Annotated in this window: 17 protein-coding genes; 11 read left to right on the top strand and 6 right to left on the bottom strand. The window is 42.3% G+C overall.

The features are described from left to right. Window positions 1–495 precede the first annotated feature (495 nt). Genes ACZ42C_RS12685 through mnhG form a run of 7 tightly spaced genes read left to right on the top strand, consistent with a single transcriptional unit; the run spans window position 496 to window position 6,281 of the window. On the top strand, window positions 496–2,904 hold the full coding sequence (locus ACZ42C_RS12685; RefSeq protein WP_461180799.1) for a Na+/H+ antiporter subunit A: 2,409 nt from the start codon (window positions 496–498) through the stop codon (window positions 2,902–2,904). Next, entirely contained in the window at window positions 2,894–3,316 is a 423-nt protein-coding gene (locus ACZ42C_RS12680; protein WP_461180800.1) for a Na(+)/H(+) antiporter subunit B, read from the top strand. The genes ACZ42C_RS12685 and ACZ42C_RS12680 overlap by 11 nt, the downstream gene beginning before the upstream one ends. Before the next feature lie 3 nt (window positions 3,317–3,319). Beyond that, a complete protein-coding gene (locus ACZ42C_RS12675) occupies window positions 3,320–3,658 on the top strand; it encodes a Na(+)/H(+) antiporter subunit C (protein WP_461180801.1) in 339 nt (112 codons plus the stop codon). After that, window positions 3,651–5,132, top strand: a complete 1,482-nt coding sequence (locus ACZ42C_RS12670; protein ID WP_461180802.1) for a Na+/H+ antiporter subunit D — start codon at window positions 3,651–3,653, stop codon at window positions 5,130–5,132. Before ACZ42C_RS12675 ends, ACZ42C_RS12670 begins: the two co-directional genes overlap by 8 nt. Window positions 5,133–5,156: 24 nt before the next feature. Next, entirely contained in the window at window positions 5,157–5,642 is a 486-nt protein-coding gene (locus tag ACZ42C_RS12665; RefSeq protein ID WP_461180803.1) for a Na+/H+ antiporter subunit E, read from the top strand. Further along, window positions 5,642–5,926: a Na(+)/H(+) antiporter subunit F1 gene (locus tag ACZ42C_RS12660; protein WP_461180804.1), complete on the top strand. Its 285-nt coding sequence runs from the start codon at window positions 5,642–5,644 to the stop codon at window positions 5,924–5,926. The genes ACZ42C_RS12665 and ACZ42C_RS12660 overlap by 1 nt, the downstream gene beginning before the upstream one ends. Then, window positions 5,895–6,281, top strand: coding sequence for a monovalent cation/H(+) antiporter subunit G (mnhG, locus tag ACZ42C_RS12655; RefSeq protein ID WP_464891269.1), 387 nt, complete (start codon window positions 5,895–5,897; stop codon window positions 6,279–6,281). The genes ACZ42C_RS12660 and mnhG overlap by 32 nt, the downstream gene beginning before the upstream one ends. Before the next feature lie 109 nt (window positions 6,282–6,390). On the opposite strand, the gene ACZ42C_RS12650 is transcribed toward mnhG, so the two are convergent. Together ACZ42C_RS12650 and ACZ42C_RS12645 are read right to left on the bottom strand one after the other, a co-directional pair. Then, window positions 6,391–7,173, bottom strand: a complete 783-nt coding sequence (locus ACZ42C_RS12650; protein ID WP_461180806.1) for a hypothetical protein — start codon at window positions 7,171–7,173, stop codon at window positions 6,391–6,393. Then, window positions 7,163–7,666, bottom strand: coding sequence for an RNA polymerase sigma factor (locus ACZ42C_RS12645; protein ID WP_461180807.1), 504 nt, complete (start codon window positions 7,664–7,666; stop codon window positions 7,163–7,165). The genes ACZ42C_RS12650 and ACZ42C_RS12645 overlap by 11 nt, the downstream gene beginning before the upstream one ends. A 287-nt stretch (window positions 7,667–7,953) precedes the next feature. Here ACZ42C_RS12645 and ACZ42C_RS12640 point away from each other — a divergent pair, with 287 nt between their 5' ends. Next, complete coding sequence (locus ACZ42C_RS12640; RefSeq protein WP_461180895.1) at window positions 7,954–8,310, top strand: SpoIIAA family protein; 357 nt, start codon at window positions 7,954–7,956, stop codon at window positions 8,308–8,310. 113 nt (window positions 8,311–8,423) lie between these two features. Here the strand turns inward: ACZ42C_RS12640 and ACZ42C_RS12635 are convergent, their stop codons facing one another. The 3 genes from ACZ42C_RS12635 to htpX form a co-directional block, all read right to left on the bottom strand. Then, a complete protein-coding gene (locus ACZ42C_RS12635; protein WP_461180808.1) occupies window positions 8,424–9,161 on the bottom strand; it encodes a YqjF family protein in 738 nt (245 codons plus the stop codon). Between the two features lie 115 nt (window positions 9,162–9,276). Further along, complete coding sequence (locus ACZ42C_RS12630; protein WP_461180809.1) at window positions 9,277–10,611, bottom strand: mechanosensitive ion channel; 1,335 nt, start codon at window positions 10,609–10,611, stop codon at window positions 9,277–9,279. 154 nt (window positions 10,612–10,765) lie between these two features. Next, the gene (gene htpX, locus ACZ42C_RS12625; protein WP_461180810.1) at window positions 10,766–11,638 is read right to left on the bottom strand and encodes a protease HtpX; all 873 of its coding nucleotides are present in this window, start codon (window positions 11,636–11,638) and stop codon (window positions 10,766–10,768) included. A gap of 127 nt (window positions 11,639–11,765) precedes the next feature. Between htpX and ACZ42C_RS12620 the strand changes: the two genes are divergently transcribed. The 3 genes from ACZ42C_RS12620 (at window position 11,766) to ACZ42C_RS12610 (ending at window position 14,922) form a co-directional block, all read left to right on the top strand. After that, entirely contained in the window at window positions 11,766–12,206 is a 441-nt protein-coding gene (locus tag ACZ42C_RS12620; protein WP_461180811.1) for a small multi-drug export protein, read from the top strand. 350 nt (window positions 12,207–12,556) lie between these two features. Continuing rightward, window positions 12,557–13,819, top strand: coding sequence for a cytochrome P450 (locus ACZ42C_RS12615; RefSeq protein ID WP_461180812.1), 1,263 nt, complete (start codon window positions 12,557–12,559; stop codon window positions 13,817–13,819). A 314-nt stretch (window positions 13,820–14,133) separates the two neighbouring features. Continuing rightward, window positions 14,134–14,922: an ion transporter gene (locus ACZ42C_RS12610; protein WP_461180813.1), complete on the top strand. Its 789-nt coding sequence runs from the start codon at window positions 14,134–14,136 to the stop codon at window positions 14,920–14,922. Window positions 14,923–15,018: 96 nt separating this feature from the next. Here the strand turns inward: ACZ42C_RS12610 and ACZ42C_RS12605 are convergent, their stop codons facing one another. Next, window positions 15,019–16,035: an LLM class flavin-dependent oxidoreductase gene (locus ACZ42C_RS12605; RefSeq protein WP_461180814.1), complete on the bottom strand. Its 1,017-nt coding sequence runs from the start codon at window positions 16,033–16,035 to the stop codon at window positions 15,019–15,021. Window positions 16,036–16,395: the final 360 nt, after the last annotated feature.

Here is a 16,395-nt window from a genome sequence, read left to right as displayed (position 1 = left end):
TCTATGGATAGGCACCACTTATTTCTATACCTCAAACATGATCATCTGTTATTTTTCGCATTTCTATGCGGATCATCCCGACTGCATAGTATTTATATGCGATCCTTTTCATTGTTGTTAACCAACGTTAATTAATTGCTGCTGCAATCCTCTGTTTGGCGGGTAAAATAAAACATTCCTAATTATCTGTACAAGGTCAGAGTTTTAAACCTGCTCCTGCAGCACGTACCAATTCGTCACTCGGGCTTGAATTCCTATGTCATACGGACTTCAATGCAAGCTCCCTTTGAACGGCTTGTTGATCTTATGAAAAAATTCCGGCATACGGTTATAAACATGTATCGTGCTATTGTGAGAATTTTCTTTTTTATTAAGCGAGACTTGCTGTGTTGTTTTTGTGCGGTTACGTTTAAAGCGAAAGGAGAAAATAGAAACAATGGAAAAATCATACATAAGGCGGGGGAGTTCCTGCGGTATGAAAGTGGAGGTGTTCTCTTGTTTTCGCTGAACCTGGCTATCATGATTCCTTTTATAGCAGCTTTTATTCTATTTCTTTTTCATAAAAAAATTCCACGTTCCTCTATTGGCTGGGTTGTATTCTTTGTGCCGGCTGCCCTGTTTGTCTATCTCGTTAGTTTGATCCCGTCAATTGCTGACGGCAATACTATTGTATATACATGGAACTGGATTCCTTCCATCGGCATAAATTTCACTTCCTATCTGGATGGATTGAGCATGATTTTTGGACTGTTGATTACAGGTGTCGGGGCACTGGTGGTTGTTTACTCCATCTATTATTTATCCGATAATGAAATGCTCTACCATTTTTATGTGTATTTATTATTATTTATGGGCGGTATGCTTGGTGTCGTCTTTTCCGATAATTTGATGGTCCTTTACCTGTTCTGGGAAATGACGAGTATTTCGTCCTTTTTGCTGATTGCTTTCTGGTATCACAGAAAACAATCAAGATACGGGGCACAAAAGTCCTTCCTCATCACGGTCGGCGGCGGATTTGCCATGCTTGCCGGTTTTATCATGCTTTATGTGATGACAGGTACGTTCAGTATCCGGGAAATCATTGCTTCATTTGATAATCTGGCTGCTCATGCCCTGTTTATTCCCGCCATGGTACTCGTGCTGCTGGGTGCTTTTACGAAATCGGCACAGTTTCCGTTTCATATATGGCTTCCGGATGCGATGGAAGCACCTACGCCGGTCAGTGCTTACCTGCACTCAGCAACGATGGTAAAAGCGGGGATTTACCTTGTTGCCCGCATGACCCCTGTCTTCGGCGGGGGAGAGGTATGGTTCTGGCTGGTTACCGGTGTGGGAATGGTCACGATGATTTGGGCTTCTTTCCATGCCATCAGACAAACGGATTTAAAAGCATTGCTTGCCTACTCCACGGTGAGTCAGCTCGGGTTGATTATGAGTTTATTTGGCATGGGATCTGCAGCTTTATATTTCGGATATAGTGCCGAGTCAATTGTATTTACTCAGGCAACGTTCGCTGCTTTATTCCATCTCGTCAATCATTCCACATTTAAAGGTGCCTTGTTTATGGTCATCGGAATTATTGACCATGAAGTAGGGACGAGGGATATTCGCAGGCTTGGCGGATTGGTCACCTTTATGCCGATTTCCTTTACGATTACTTTAATCGGCAGTTTTTCCATGGCTGGCCTGCCGCTGTTTAATGGTTTTCTTAGTAAAGAAATGTTTTTAACAGCTGTGTTAAATATAAGCGAACTGAATATCTTTTCGCTGGAAAATCTGGGGACAACGCTGCCTGTAATAGCATGGATTGGCAGTGTGTTTACGTTTGTTTACAGTATGATTATTGTGTTTAAAACCTTTTTCGGTTCTTATAAAGAAGAGAAATTGGAACATCAGGCACACGAACCTAAGATTGGTATGCTTGTGCCTCCGATCATTCTGGCTGTTTTGGTGGTAGTCATCTTTTTCTTCCCGAACACGCTTGGCAATTATGTGCTTGCTCCAGCGATGAGCAGTGTATATCCGGGCTTTGGGCCCAATGTGGATCTCGGTGTGCAGATAGAGCAATGGCACGGGTTTAATACAGAAATATTTATGACCATCGGCATTATTATTACCGGTATGCTGTTATATCTTTTCCTGAAATACTGGAGGGGAATCTTTCGTTTATTCCCGAGGAAGTTATCCTTTAACAGACTGTATGATAATATATTGCTGTTTATTGAAAATCGCACGACCCATGTAACTAACATGTATATGACGGGGTATCTGCGGGATTATTTAATGTATATTTATTTGTTCTTTATTGGTGCTGTTGGCGCCACACTCATCTATACGGAGGCATTTACGTTCGATTTGTCAAACGATGTGCCGATAAGTATGTTTGAAGGCATGATGGTGGTGATTATGGCGGCTGCCGGGATCTCTATTTTATTTGTCAGATCCAGGCTGTCTGCTGTGTTGCTGAACGGTATATTGGGCTTTTCGATTGCGGTATTTTTTGTTATGTTCCGGGCACCGGATCTTGCATTGACACAGCTTGTAATTGAAACCGTGACAGCAACCCTGTTTATGCTTTGCTTTTATTTTCTGCCGGAATGGAAGAAGGAAGAACATGACGGACGGACAAAGTTGGCAAATATTATTATTTCCATTGGAACAGGATTGGTGTTTATATTCGTTGCCTTGGGCGTACAGCATGGCCAATTGTATGAGTCCATTTCCTATTTTTTTGAAGATGCCTATGAACTGGCTGGTGGAATGAACATTGTCAATGCTATTCTGGGCGATTTTCGGGCCTTTGATACGATGCTGGAAGTTTTTGTGCTGGTTATTGCCGGCATGGGAGTATTCTCTCTCGTTAAGCTGAAAAGCAGGAAGGGCGGGAGTAAAATTGAAGATTAATGATGTTATTTTACATGCTGTAACAAAGGTAGTCGTATTTATTATCCTGACGCTTGCCATTTATTTATTTCTCACCGGCCACCACAGCCCCGGCGGCGGTTTTGTGGGCGGCCTCGTACTGGCTTCTGCTTTTGTGCTGATGTATTTGTCATATGATATTGAAACCATTCAAAGGGGGCTCCCCTTTGACTTTAAGCTGGTCGCAGCTTTAGGCGCCTTTATTGCCGCAGTCTCGGGCCTGGGCTCCGTATTTTTTGGTGCACCGTTTTTGTCACAGGCCTTTGAATATTTTGATCTTCCCTTTTTAGGACGGACAGAACTTGCTACAGTAACTCTGTTTGAATCCGGCGTAGCACTCGCTGTAGTTGGCACTGTTGTAACAATTATGATAAGTATTAGTGAGGATGTGTAGTTTATGGAGACGTTAATCATCGTTCTGGCGGGTATTTTGGTATCTGTCTCTACGTACCTGATTCTGTCCAAAAACTTAATACGGGTTATTCTTGGCACGGCCATCCTCTCCCATGCAGCACATTTACTTATCATGACGATGGGCGGCTTGAAAGAAGGGCGTTCCCCTCTGCTTGGGGAGGAGGCTGCTACGTATACGGATGCATTGCCTCAGGCACTTATTTTAACCGCTATTGTGATCAGTTTTGGTGTAACTGCTTTTTTCCTTGTCATCGCGTACAGGGCGTATCAGGAAATGAATACGGATAACCTTGATATATTGAGAGGTATAAAAGATGAATAATATACTTGTATTTCCTGTCATTATTCCGTTGCTTACAGGTATTATACTAATCTTTTTGCGCCCTTTCATTCGTCTGCAGCGTTGGGTGACTTTTGGTGTAATGGTTGTAATCACGGGAATCAGTGCATATTTACTGCAAAAAGTTCAACATGAAGGGATTCTTCGTCTCGATTTTGGGGGCTGGGAGCCGCCGTTTGGTATTTTATTCGTAGGGGATTCTTTTTCTCTGCTGCTCGTATTAACAACGGGCCTGGTGACGGCCATTATCCTGTTATATGCTTTTCATGCCCTTAATGCCGAGCGTGAGAACATGTATTTTTATCCGCTTGTAAATTTCCTTGCGGCCGGGGTGATCGGATCTTTTTTAACAGGGGATCTATTTAACCTGTTTGTCTTTTTTGAAATTATGCTTTTGTCTTCCTATGCTTTGATTTCCCTTGGCGGGACAAAAATGCAGTTGAAGCATGGTATTACTTATATGACGATCAATGTCGTTTCTTCCTGGCTGTTTCTGATAGGTATCGGGTATTTGTACGGAACAGTGGGGACACTGAATTTTGCCCATATCTCCCAACGTATTGCGGAAAGTGGACAGACATCAATCCTTACTGTCATCAGTATTCTATTTCTGGTCGTGTTCAGTTTGAAAGCCGGTTTATTGCTTTATCAGTGGCTGCCCGGATCGTACAGTGCACCTCCTGCTGTGATAGGTGCTCTATTTGGTGCGCTGCTGACGAAAGTAGGAATTTATGCCCTTTTCCGGTTTTTCACCCTGATATTTTATCATGAGCCGCAAATCACGCATACCCTGATTGGTATCATGGCTGGGCTTACTTTGATCGGAGGGAGTATTGGCGCTATTGCCTATAATGATATACGGAAAATCATTACGTACAATGTCGTAATTGCCGTAGGTTTTATTCTTGTCGGACTTGCAGTGTTAACACCTGCAGCTGTGGAAGGCTCTATTATTTATCTCGTGCATGACATGATTATTAAGGCACTGCTATTCTTTATTGGCGGCACGATGATTGCTTTGACGGGGACCGCGAGAATAGAAAATATGAGCGGGCTCATCCGAAATTATCCTTTGCTTGGATGGATGTTTTTCATTTCCATGCTTTCTTTGGCGGGTGTTCCGCCACTCAGCGGATTTCTCGGTAAAGTACTTGTCGGCCAAGGTGCAGCCGAAGCAGGTTCGTATATTTTGCTGGCACTTGCTTTTCTATCCAGTCTGGCCGTGCTTTATTCATTGCTTCGTGTCTTTTTAAACACTTTTTGGGGAGAAACGATTATTAGTGAGGAGGATGAGCTGCCGCTTAGAAAAGGAAAACTGATTCCCCTGGTCATTTTTACAATAGGTACGATTGCACTTGGTTTGGGGATGGAGTCTATTACCGGTATTGCATCTGATGCTGCCAACGTCCTGCTGAACCCTGACATTTATATTGATGCGGTGATGAATAATAATTAATCACAAACTGGAGGTGAATGTGGAATGGGTGCCCAACAATTTTTAACCAATTTGCTGATTGCTTTTTTATGGATGTTTCTGATGGATGAAGACGAATTGCGGTTTTCCACTTTTTTTGCCGGATACCTCGTTGGTATATTGATCGTATTTATGATGCATCGGTTTTTTGGAACTCAATTTTATTTATGGCGTTTCTTTAAATTAGTTAAGCTTATTTTTATTTTCATCAGTGAACTGTGCCAATCGAGTATTTTTGTAATCAAACATATTGTTAAAAAGGATATTACGGTTAAGCCGGGAATCTTTTATTATGAAACAGATTTAAGAGGGGAATGGGAAATTACGCTTTTAGCTTTACTGCTTACATTAACGCCGGGGTCTGTCGTCATGGAAGTAACACCGGAGGGGGATGCATTCTACATTCATGCCATGGATTTAGAGGAATCCAAGGATAATCTGTTAATGTCCCTTGCGAAATTTGAGAAAGCGATTATGGAGGTGCTCAGGTAATGGTGGAGTTTTTGGTGGTTGGCGGTCTTGCCTTATATGGGATTGCCATTGGGATTTCTTTAATCCGAATGATTATCGGTCCTACATTGCCGGATCGGCTGCTTGCTTTGGATGTCATCGGGGTGAAGCTCATTTCCTGTATTGCTATCATCTCTGTCATGATGTCAACAACTGCATTTTTTGATGTCATCCTGATTTTAGGAATTCTGGCCTTCATTAGTACCATCGCTTTTGCGAGATATATGGAAAGAGGTGTCATCATTGAGCGGAAACGAAACTCTTGAATTAATTGCAGCTATTTTCATTTTTGCGGGTGGTGTTTTAAGCATGCTGAGTGCCCTGGGACTGCTGCGGTTTCCTGATGTGTATACACGAAATCACGCAGGAACAAAGAGTACGACTTTGGCTGTGTTGGTTACACTGGCCGGTGTATTTATGTATTTCTGGGTAGTGGAGGGTCTGATCAGTGTCCGTCTCTTTCTTGGTATTCTGTTTGTTTTTATTACTGCTCCTACTGCTGGTCATATATTGGTGCGAGCGGCTTATCGGTCCGGTGTTGAGTTGAGTGATTCCACGGTGGAGGATGAATTGGAACCGGTGCTGCGGCAAAAGGGAAGTGAGCGGGAAGATGAGAGGTGAAGGAGGTTTGGAAAAATCTGCTCTGTCACCGGTATTTCCTGGTGAAGATAATTTTTGGATAAAAACAAGACTTTCACCGGGAATTGGCAGGGAAAGTCCTGTTCTTCCTTCAAGGTCTTTGTTCGATCGATTCTCTTAATTGTTGAAGCCTGGGCCCCATACCATCACCGGCTTCTATGATATATTCATATTGAATGATTAAAACATTTTCTTCGATTTGATAAGCGTAATACCCTTGAGGCGGGTCTGAAAAATGTTGACTGACCCCTTCATACCTATTTTCTTCCTGTGGGGTTTCGGCTGGTTCCTCCCTGTAACTGAAATTACCGGTGTACTGGGATTGCAGATAGGAAACAGTTTCATCCAGGATGGTATTTTCTGTGATTTCCAATCTGATCCAGGCATTTTCCGCATCCGTGTAATATCGTACCGCATGATTTTCCACTTGATAATTATTCAGGAATTCCTCCATCTGATAATGAATTCCATATGGTTCCAGTGTATAGTTTGTAACGGTGACCTCTTCCTCCATTCCTTCAATCCTAATAAATTTACTTTCTTTTTCTCCTTCCCTTACTGAAAATCCCGGTTCTTCGCTGGAATCGACAGGCTGTTTGTCATTTATCCTGGTGTTAGATTCCTCTTTATCATGGTTGTCTGCCGGGAGTGCGGATTGGTTATTGTCGATCATGTGCAATACGAGTATGCCTGCTAGGAACAAAGCTGCAACAGTTGAAGCCCAGATTGCCGCAGCCTTAAATTTTTTCCGCTTCTGTTTTTTTCGTGCATGTTTTTTAATTGCCGATTTCATCTGTTCCTTGGCTTGAGGGTTCAATGAGCTGTTGATTTTCAATTCCTTTAGCTCCTTTTGCATTTCGTCTTTACGTGTCATAATCCCCCTCCTCCATCTTTTTCTTTAATGCTTTTAATGCTCTATGGAATGTTAACGACACCTTTTTATCCGGCCATTTTAAAATATCCGCTGTTTCAGCGATTGATAATTCCTCAATGCCCCGCAATATAATCACATCCCGATAATTTTGTCTCAACTTTGAGATGACTTGATGCAATTGCAGTTTCGTTTCATTTGCTATTTGTGCTGACTCCGGTGAGTTTTCTGTTTTATATTCATATGTTTTAATAAGTCTCCGCCAATCCTGCCGCTTCTGTCTGCGTATCTCATCAATGGCCAGGTTTCTTGCAATCGATATCAACCATGTTTTTGGACTCGATTTTCCATTAAAGGAATCATAGCGATTGATCGCTTTTATAAATACTTCCTGTACCACATCCTCCACGTCCGGTGTCGACATGTAGTAGACAAGGAAACGGTATATATCATCGGCATAGGAATCAAACCAGTCGGTAATTAACTCCTCATCCATGTTTAAGCCTCCTTGCTTTAAGGCTTTTTTTCGTTCTGTTTATTAGACGGTGCTGTGGTTTAAATATTGCAGTTTAGTGTCCAGGTAATTAATAATCAAATTTTACCCTGTATTCAATTAAATTGTTTTTCATGCTGCTGCCACCTGTTTTTTATTCAGTATGCAGTATAGTAAGCTTTGCGTAAAGAAACCTTTACAACTGTTGGTATTGAGATGCCTTCTTACCGTTTTAGTGAAACTTCAAGCGGGTACATGAGTTAAAGACATTTAAAAGGAGCGTGATCTTGATGATTCGCATTCTGCCCAGTCGGCATGATGATACGATTTGTGTAGAAATAAATGGCAAACTTACGGCGGAAGATGCCCGTAGCGTTGATGACCATGCCGGGGAATTATATGGCGACAAAAGTGATTTTAATATACTGGCTATATTTAAAGAACTGGAAGGCACGACAATTAAAAGCTTGCTTAAGGGCATGAAAGTGGATATGAAACGGTGGAATCAAATGAAAAAGTTTGCCGTGGTCAGTGAGAAGGATTGGGTGGAGAATGCCTCAAAGGCAGGCAAAATACTGCCTGGTATTACGGTGGAATATTTTGAGATGGATGAAGTAGAAAAAGCATGGCAATGGCTGGACGAGTAGATGATCAGCATAATGAAAAAATTTGCAAGAAAAGATAGCAGAGGCTCCAATAAATGAATGCACCTCTGCTTTTTCTTATTGTTAGCCATTGCTCCGGATGTAACGCGTGAAAGCTATTTGGCCCTCTTAAACGGCCAAAACAGCACCCTTATTGAAGAAGCATAGAGATATACCATTTTCTCATCCTCATTTGTATGTGAAAGGAAAGGCGGGTAATCCTCTTGTTGCACGTGGGCCTCCGCCTCTGCAACTTTCCAGGGAAGATGGTGGATGCCGCCAGTGAGCAATATATTGCCAACGCCCGTCCATAAATAATAACGTTCCACCAGCCAATGATTCAGCGTGCCGGCTTCCGGATAAAATGGTTTGGAAGCGGGTCTGTATTGCCCCTTAAACTCAGGGTTGTCCAAGCTCCTTCTTTTACTGTAATAGTGAAACCAGTCTCCTTTTTTCTTCATATCCATTTTGGCATAATAATAGGGGAGAGTGGTCAATTTCGCGCCAAGCACCGGCAGCAGCTTGCTTGCATCCAGGCTGAAAAAATAAATACCTGGAACGCCATCTTTTTTGACATAGGTGCGGACATTTAATTCAAGGAACTTTCGAATGTATGGAAAAGATGGCAGCATTCGCATGCGCATATCCGTGATCCTGAATGGAATCACGGTAATCCATGCTTTTCCTTCGTATGTATCCAGTTCTAGTCTTTCGGGGATTTGCTGACGCATGGTTTCCGCGGATACGGGAAAATTCAGGAATAACAGATCCTCCCACTTTTGGGTCATTAACCACGGGCCCTTTGGCATGGGACTGTTCCGGTGTTCAATGTTGCTGAGAATGTGCTTATACATGCTGTCACCGCTCCTTGGAACTTGCATTTGTATTAATTTGCATACATAGATGTATATAATGATCCCCCCTGCGCCTGGTATGACAGAGGGGACCTAACATAATTATGGTTTCGCATTAAATTGAATTATTTTCTCCATCTGCATCGTTTTCTTTCTTTATTTTCGCCTCAAATCTCTCCAGCTGACGTTTTGCAAATTCCCTTCCGCCTATACCGAAAGAGATAGCAAACGCAATGGATAACCCAGCGATGACAAACAGGAATGCCAGGTTGACAATGCTTGCTGCAAAGTTCAGCTGATCCAATGTCATAAAGACGGCAAATACAACGACGGTATATTTAATCAGTTCACCGAAGAAGCGGTTTCCGGAAGTTTTTCCAATATAATTTCCAAGGATATTTCCTCCGATAAACCCTAAGCCGAGAATGATCAGTGCACTGATGATCAGCGGCAGGTAAGCAATAACAGCCGCACCAATGTTGTTCAGTACGCCCAGTTGAAGTACATTTAATGCTTCTACCGCAAAAAAGATGATGATAATAACCTGAACGGTTTTCCCGATCACCCTTGATAGGTTCATCCGGCTTACCTTTTCAGCCTGATTGACGCTTAATACTTTCGTCAGGTTATTCATACCGGTGTTTTCCATTAGTTTAATCAATAGGTCGGAAATGAATTTGGCCAAATAGTAACCGGCGATGAGTAGTATGATTGCCACGAAAATATTTGGAATCATGGCAAGTGTAATGTTCAGGACGGCTATAATTGGCTCTGTAATTGATGCAACGTTTAATGTTTCGAGTGCCACTGTTAAAATGGGGATAAGTACAATGACAAACACAATATTGGCCAGTGTGTTGGCAAGTGTTTCGTCTTCCCCATTACGTGCTTCTTTTACCTTTTGTTCGGAACGTGACCTGTATTCCATACTTTCCTCGTCAGACTTGGTTTCAGTTATATCATTATTCTGTTCATTACTGGAGAATCTATGAAACCAGCCATCAATATTTAAGGTTGTTAACAGGGAATAAACGAGGCGTTTAATTATTTTTGCCACGAAGTACCCGATAATCAGAATAATGGCTGATAACAATAGGTTTGGAATGAAATCCAGCATTTTACCCATCATATTCGATATTGGATCAGCCACATTATTCATGTTCAGCTGTGTTAAAATTGGCGGCAAAAACAGAATGAATACCAGGAAATAAAGTATCTTTCCAATACTATCCAATTTATTTCCGGCATCTTCCTCACTGGTCGCTAGCCGGGATTTTACCATACCTTTGTCTGCTCCTGCTTTTTTCAATACCTTTGTAAAAAGATTCTTCACAATTAAAGCGATAACCCAGGCCAGCAACAGCAGCAGTAAAGCCGCAATAATGTTAGGGATAAAGGATATCATCGTATCCAGCATGCTGCGAAAGGAATTTGTGATATCGTTTGTCATTTATCAAAGCCCTCCTTATAAAGTTTTGTCAATGTATTAATACACTTGTTTGGTGAAAGTTAAACTTTTTAAGATTTTGTGGGAGGAATAATTGGTGGGTCAGGCCAAAGAAAAAAGCACTTGCGACCTGCCTGGTCACTAAGTGCTTTTAGAATTATGCAAGGCGTCGGATTCTTTCATCGATATCCGGGTGAGTTGAAAAAATACTGGATTTCTTTCGGCCGTTTATTTTTAAAGTGGCAATGGAAGTATCGTCTTCCTGTTTTACCCGGTTTGCGTAGCTTTTCAACGACTCCAGGGCATGTCTCATTTTATCTTTTCCGGCCAGGTCTGCTCCGCCGCGATCAGCGTGGTATTCACGATGACGGGAATACGCAAACACGACAAGACTACCGAGAACCGATAATACGAGCTGGAAGAAAATGATTGCAAGAAAATGAACAATTGGTGCCAATTCCTCTCTGACTAAGCGGGAAACGGCAAAAGCGGCAATCCGCGCAAGGAAAACAACGAATGTGTTTACCACGCCCTGCAGCAATGTCATGGTAACCATATCTCCGTTAGCAACATGGGCTACTTCATGGGCAATCACGCCTTCAACTGCGTCATCATCCATTTCTTCCAATAATCCGGTGGATACCGCTACAAGGGAGCGTTTCTTCGTCGGTCCGGTTGCAAAGGCATTTACTTCTCCAGAGTTGTATATCCCTACTTCCGGCATATGCATTAAACCGGCAGCTCTGGAAAGGCGGTGGACTTTTTCCACGACTTCCCTTTCATGGCCGACCGCGTTATTGGGATCAATGACACGCACACCCATCATTTTTTTGGCCATCCAGCGGGACATACCCAAAGAAATGAAGGAACCGGTAAAACCAATCACGGCACTGAAAATCAGTAATGTACCGAAGTTAATGGCACCATCCTGGACATAATTCCAAGTCCCCGGGATGAGGGTGAAGATAATAGTGATCGTAGCTAAAACTAAAATATTAGTCAGCAGGAAGTAAAAAATTCGCTTTCCCATATTCTCATCCTTTTCTATTTTCTTATTACCACATTATATAACGTAAGAACAGTGCTTACAACTGCAAGCACCATAAAAAAATGCTATACTGTATGCGATTTTGACGAAAATGTGGAGGTGCCTGCTGATGGAGTATGTTTTAGTATTTCTGGGAGCGGCTATTCCCTGGCTGGAAATTGCAATCGTAATCCCTCTTGGTATCGTAGCGGGTTTATCCCCATTTTGGGTAATTATTTTAGCTTTTATGGGAAATATGCTCACGGTGGTCCCTTTGATTGCAGCGTTTGAAAAGTTTCAGGAATGGTATAAAAAGAGGAGAAAAAAGTACAGAGGTAGTTCTGCCAAGATGAAACGGGGGAGAAAACTGTGGAATAAATATGGACTGCCGGGTTTATCCATACTGGGCCCCATAGTAACGGGAACCCATATCGCGGTGCTGCTTGGAATGTCTCTTGGAGGAAGCAAATATTGGACGACAGTATGGATGACAATCAGCATTGGTTTATGGAGCCTGATTTTTGGCATTGGAACAGTTTTTGGGCTGGATTGGCTAATTGTACAGGATTAATTAATCTATTAATGTTTCGGCGAATGAATGCGACGGAAGCTCCAAATGGCAAAATTGCTCGATTAATGCAGGGAATCGCTCGGTAACGAAAAAAATCACTCCATGTGCAAAGAAAGTCGTTCGATCATTCCTCATTTGATCCCGGTTGTATTCGACTAATTTTCCTGCTGTTATTTCTCACTCACTCACGATGAATCATCCTATGCATTAAAAATGCCACTCAACTCACCGATCATCACTCGAATAATATTCCACCTTCATATCCAAAACTAGGAAAGAATGCTCTTGTTTGATCCTGGGTTATCCTGGGTAATCTAACTGTAAAACCATCCGCAATAAGGAGGGGCGTCATGACTGAAACAAAGCAGATACCTAAGGATAAAGGAATGGATAACAGTCTGAATTTACTCAAAGAGGGCTTTCATTTTATCCCCAACAGAATGGAAGCGTTGGATACAAATATTTTTCAAACTCGTTTGCTCGGAGGCCAGAAGGTAATTTGTATCAGTGGCGAGGAAGCAGCAAAAGTTTTTTATGATAATACATTATTTAAACGGGAAGGTGTAGCACCTCATCGTATAAAAGAGAGCCTTTTTGGTCAGGGCGGGGTGCAGGGCATGGATGGTGCAGCACACCGGCACAGAAAAAAGCTGTTTCTGTCCCTGATGACACCGGAAAGCATAAAGGAAATTTGCCAAATTGCAGAGGAACAATGGGAAATTGCTATAAACCAGTGGCGACAGGAAGACCAAGTTGAACTGTTATATGAAGCAGAGAAAATACTATGCATTACGGCCTGCCAATGGGTAGGAGTACCGCTGAAAGCAAAAAACCTGGCGGACAGAACGAAGGATCTCGCTGCAATGATTGATGCATTTGGTGCTGTGGGACCGAGGCATTGGGAAGGTCGCATGGCCAGGAATCGTGCTGAAAAGTGGATAGAAGATATTATTACAAAAATCCGCAATAATGAAATGAAGGTGGAGGAAGATAAGCCTATCCACGCCGTAGCCTGGCACAGAGACCTAAACCATGAACTGCTTGATGTAAAAACAGCAGCAGTCGAAGCATTAAATTTATTACGGCCCATTGTTGCGATAGGAAGATATGTTATGTTCGGGGCACTTGCCATGCATGATGATCCGCAAACACGCGAGAAACTGAAGCATGACGAAGACAGCAAATATAGTCAAATGTTTACGCAGGAAGTACGCCGCTATTACCCATTTGGTCCTTTTCTGGGAGCTATTGTGAAAAAAGATTTTGACTGGAAAGGCTTTTCTTTTGAGGAAGGTACGTTAGTTCTGCTTGATGTATATGGAATTAATCATCACCAGGATTTATGGGATGAGCCGAACACATTTAAACCGGAACGTTTTCAAGATTGGGAGGGAAGTCCATTTAATTTCCTGCCCCAAGGGGGTGGTGACTATCATGATGGTCATCGCTGTGCCGGCGAATGGATCACGATAGAACTCATGAAGGTCAGCCTGAAATTCCTGGCAAAACGGATAGCGTATGATGTACCCGAACAGGACCTGAGCTATAGTATGGTCAGGATGCCTACCTTGCCAAAGAGCAGGTTTATAATGGAGAATGTTCGGTGGGTATAGGAGAAGGGAGTTGAAGCTGATGGAGATAACTTCATCGGCTTCAACTTTGTTATATATCCTGATTTTGCTGAATTTGCTAAAGAAACTCCTTTATAGAATAAATCCCCGAAATACCGTCTTATCCATTATGTTGAAAAGCCTCATTCCAATTCCATGCTATTACAAAAGTTGTAACGCTGTTGTACAACCAGGCTAATCCTCTATAAATCCAAAAGGTGATCCGAACGGTTTTGTATACATTTTAAGGGAATCATTTAAGTGACAATATCTCATGAAATAAGTAAAATTACATATGAAGGGAGATTACTTATTTCATGAAAAGCTTTAAACAACTATGCGCAAACATCGCCGGTCATCCCAGGTTTATGAACATCATTATTGTGTTAATTTTTGTTAATGCGGTGATCGTAGGTTTGGAAACCTATCCGGCTGTTTTAAATAATTATGGTAATTGGTTATACATAGGAGATCGTATTCTGCTTTGGGTTTTTACGTTGGAAATTGCGATAAGACTGATTGGAAGCAAGTCGATTGGGTCTTTCTTCAAGGAACCATGGAATGTGTTTGACTTTGTGATTGTGGCACTCAGCCATATATTAGTCGGTTCTTATTATGTTACCGTATTGCGGATTATAAGAGTGCTTCGTGTACTACGCGCTATCTCTGTTATTCCATCACTGCGTAAAATAGTAAATGCGCTGCTGCTCACGATCCCATCCATGGGAACGATCATGCTCCTGCTCGGGTTATTCTTTTATATTTACGCCGTAATAGGGACAATGTTGTTTCAAACAATTGCGCCTGAATATTTCGGTACCCTGCATGATTCTCTTTTATCGCTCTTCCAGGTTATTACGCTGGAATCATGGGCAAGTGGGATTATGAGGCCGATTTTAGAAGCAGATCCATCATCATGGTGGTATTTTGTCACGTTCATTGTGATAGGTGCATTTGTGATTATTAATTTATTTGTCGGTGTGATCGTTAATAATGTGGAAGAGGCGAGCCGGGAGGAAACCCCAACCCCAACGGATATTAAACTGGCTGAAGTGCAGGAAGAATTAAAGGAAATTAAAAAACTGCTTAAAGAAAAGTCCGATTAAATGTAGGTTAGCTGGATAATCGCTCGGTCAGCGCGAAGAAACGTATACAAAAAGCCACCGTTCCGAAAAGGAAGGTGGCTTTTTCACATGATTTTTCTACTCCATCAACTCTGAAACAATTTCAAACGAACGCAGGCGGTCCTCCAGGTCAAAGATTTGTGCACTGATAATTATTTCATCTGCCTGTGTTGCATTTTGGAATTCCTCCAGTCCTTTTCTCACCGTATCTTTGTCACCAACAATGGTAGTCCGTGGATCCAATGATTGCTTGATTGCCTCCAATTCCATAGGTGAGTATGCTTCTTCAATGTTTTCCAGTGGCGGCTGCAGTTTCGTTGGCTGCCCTTTACGGATGCTTAAAAATTGCTGCTGCAAAGAGGTGGCAATATACTTTGCCTTTTCATCCGTATCTGCGGCAATAACGTTCACTCCAACCATGGCATACGGTTTTTCCAGCGCTTCGGAAGGTTGAAAACGATCTCTGTACAGCTGCAGGGCAGGAATGGTGTAAGCCGGTGCAAAGTGACTGGCAAAGGAAAAATGAAGCCCTTTTTGTGCAGCAAGTCTTGCACTGAAATCACTGGAGCCAAGCAGCCAAATAGGGATATTCAAACCTTGCCCGGGTACAGCTTTCACACGGGAGACAGGCTGATCCGAGAAATAGTCCTGCAATTCATCCACCTGCATGGGAAAATCCTCCACACTCATGTTCAGTGTTCTGCGCAGCGCATAGGCTGTAGCCTGATCACTGCCGGGAGCGCGCCCCAAACCGAGATCAATCCTGCCCGGATATAGGGATTCCAGAGTACCGAACTGTTCGGCAATGACAAGTGTTGCGTGGTTTGGCAGCATGACTCCGCCGGCCCCGATACGCATCGTATTCGTTTTTTCTGCAATATGTCCCATGATTACGGATGTAGCTGAACTGGCGATCCCGGGCATATTATGATGCTCTGCCAGCCAGTAGCGGTTAAATCCGAGTTTTTCAACATGCTGGGCCAATTTTACGCTGCTCCTAAATGATGTTTTCGGTGTTTCTCCCTCGTTAACAGGAGCGAGATCCAGTACGGAGAGCGGTATATCGTTAAATTTCTTTATTTGATGAGAAACCAATGTATGACCTCCTAATGTCTCTATCCTTAGTAAGAAATAATACGTGTTTTCAAAATAACCGTCCAGTTTTTAGCTTGTAAAACAGTAGGACAGGTCTGCTGTTGAGTCTGTTTTGACATAAGAAAAAGACACCTGACTCTTTTACTGTGCATACCAATCTAAAAAATAGATTGATTAACAATAAACAATCTATTTTTTAGATGTTATGGAAGATAAATGGAACGGTAATGAAAAAAACTTTGATTCGGTTAAACATATCTTATGTCATCTTCTCACTTCAATTCTCACAGGGGTTTAGGCTGTATGGGGTTAATTTTCATTTAAAGGATATAAGAGAAAAGTTATTAAAATGCTGTTTAA

Source organism: Virgibacillus kimchii (genome assembly GCF_055379185.1).
This window is presented reverse-complemented; position numbering and strand designations above follow the sequence as displayed.

Excerpts from the sequence above, each read along its gene's own strand:
- ACZ42C_RS12610 (WP_461180813.1), top strand. The coding sequence starts at position 14,134 with ATGAAAAGCTTTAAACAACTATGCGCAAACATCGCCGGTCATCCCAGG.
- ACZ42C_RS12650 (WP_461180806.1), bottom strand. The coding sequence starts at position 7,173 with ATGACACGTAAAGACGAAATGCAAAAGGAGCTAAAGGAATTGAAAATC.
- ACZ42C_RS12660 (WP_461180804.1), top strand. The coding sequence starts at position 5,642 with ATGGTGGAGTTTTTGGTGGTTGGCGGTCTTGCCTTATATGGGATTGCC.
- ACZ42C_RS12615 (WP_461180812.1), top strand. The coding sequence starts at position 12,557 with ATGACTGAAACAAAGCAGATACCTAAGGATAAAGGAATGGATAACAGT.
- ACZ42C_RS12670 (WP_461180802.1), top strand. The coding sequence starts at position 3,651 with ATGAATAATATACTTGTATTTCCTGTCATTATTCCGTTGCTTACAGGT.
- ACZ42C_RS12665 (WP_461180803.1), top strand. The coding sequence starts at position 5,157 with ATGGGTGCCCAACAATTTTTAACCAATTTGCTGATTGCTTTTTTATGG.
- ACZ42C_RS12620 (WP_461180811.1), top strand. The coding sequence starts at position 11,766 with ATGGAGTATGTTTTAGTATTTCTGGGAGCGGCTATTCCCTGGCTGGAA.
- ACZ42C_RS12630 (WP_461180809.1), bottom strand. The coding sequence starts at position 10,611 with ATGACAAACGATATCACAAATTCCTTTCGCAGCATGCTGGATACGATG.
- ACZ42C_RS12635 (WP_461180808.1), bottom strand. The coding sequence starts at position 9,161 with ATGTATAAGCACATTCTCAGCAACATTGAACACCGGAACAGTCCCATG.
- ACZ42C_RS12645 (WP_461180807.1), bottom strand. The coding sequence starts at position 7,666 with ATGGATGAGGAGTTAATTACCGACTGGTTTGATTCCTATGCCGATGAT.
- ACZ42C_RS12640 (WP_461180895.1), top strand. The coding sequence starts at position 7,954 with ATGATTCGCATTCTGCCCAGTCGGCATGATGATACGATTTGTGTAGAA.
- htpX (WP_461180810.1), bottom strand. The coding sequence starts at position 11,638 with ATGGGAAAGCGAATTTTTTACTTCCTGCTGACTAATATTTTAGTTTTA.
- ACZ42C_RS12675 (WP_461180801.1), top strand. The coding sequence starts at position 3,320 with ATGGAGACGTTAATCATCGTTCTGGCGGGTATTTTGGTATCTGTCTCT.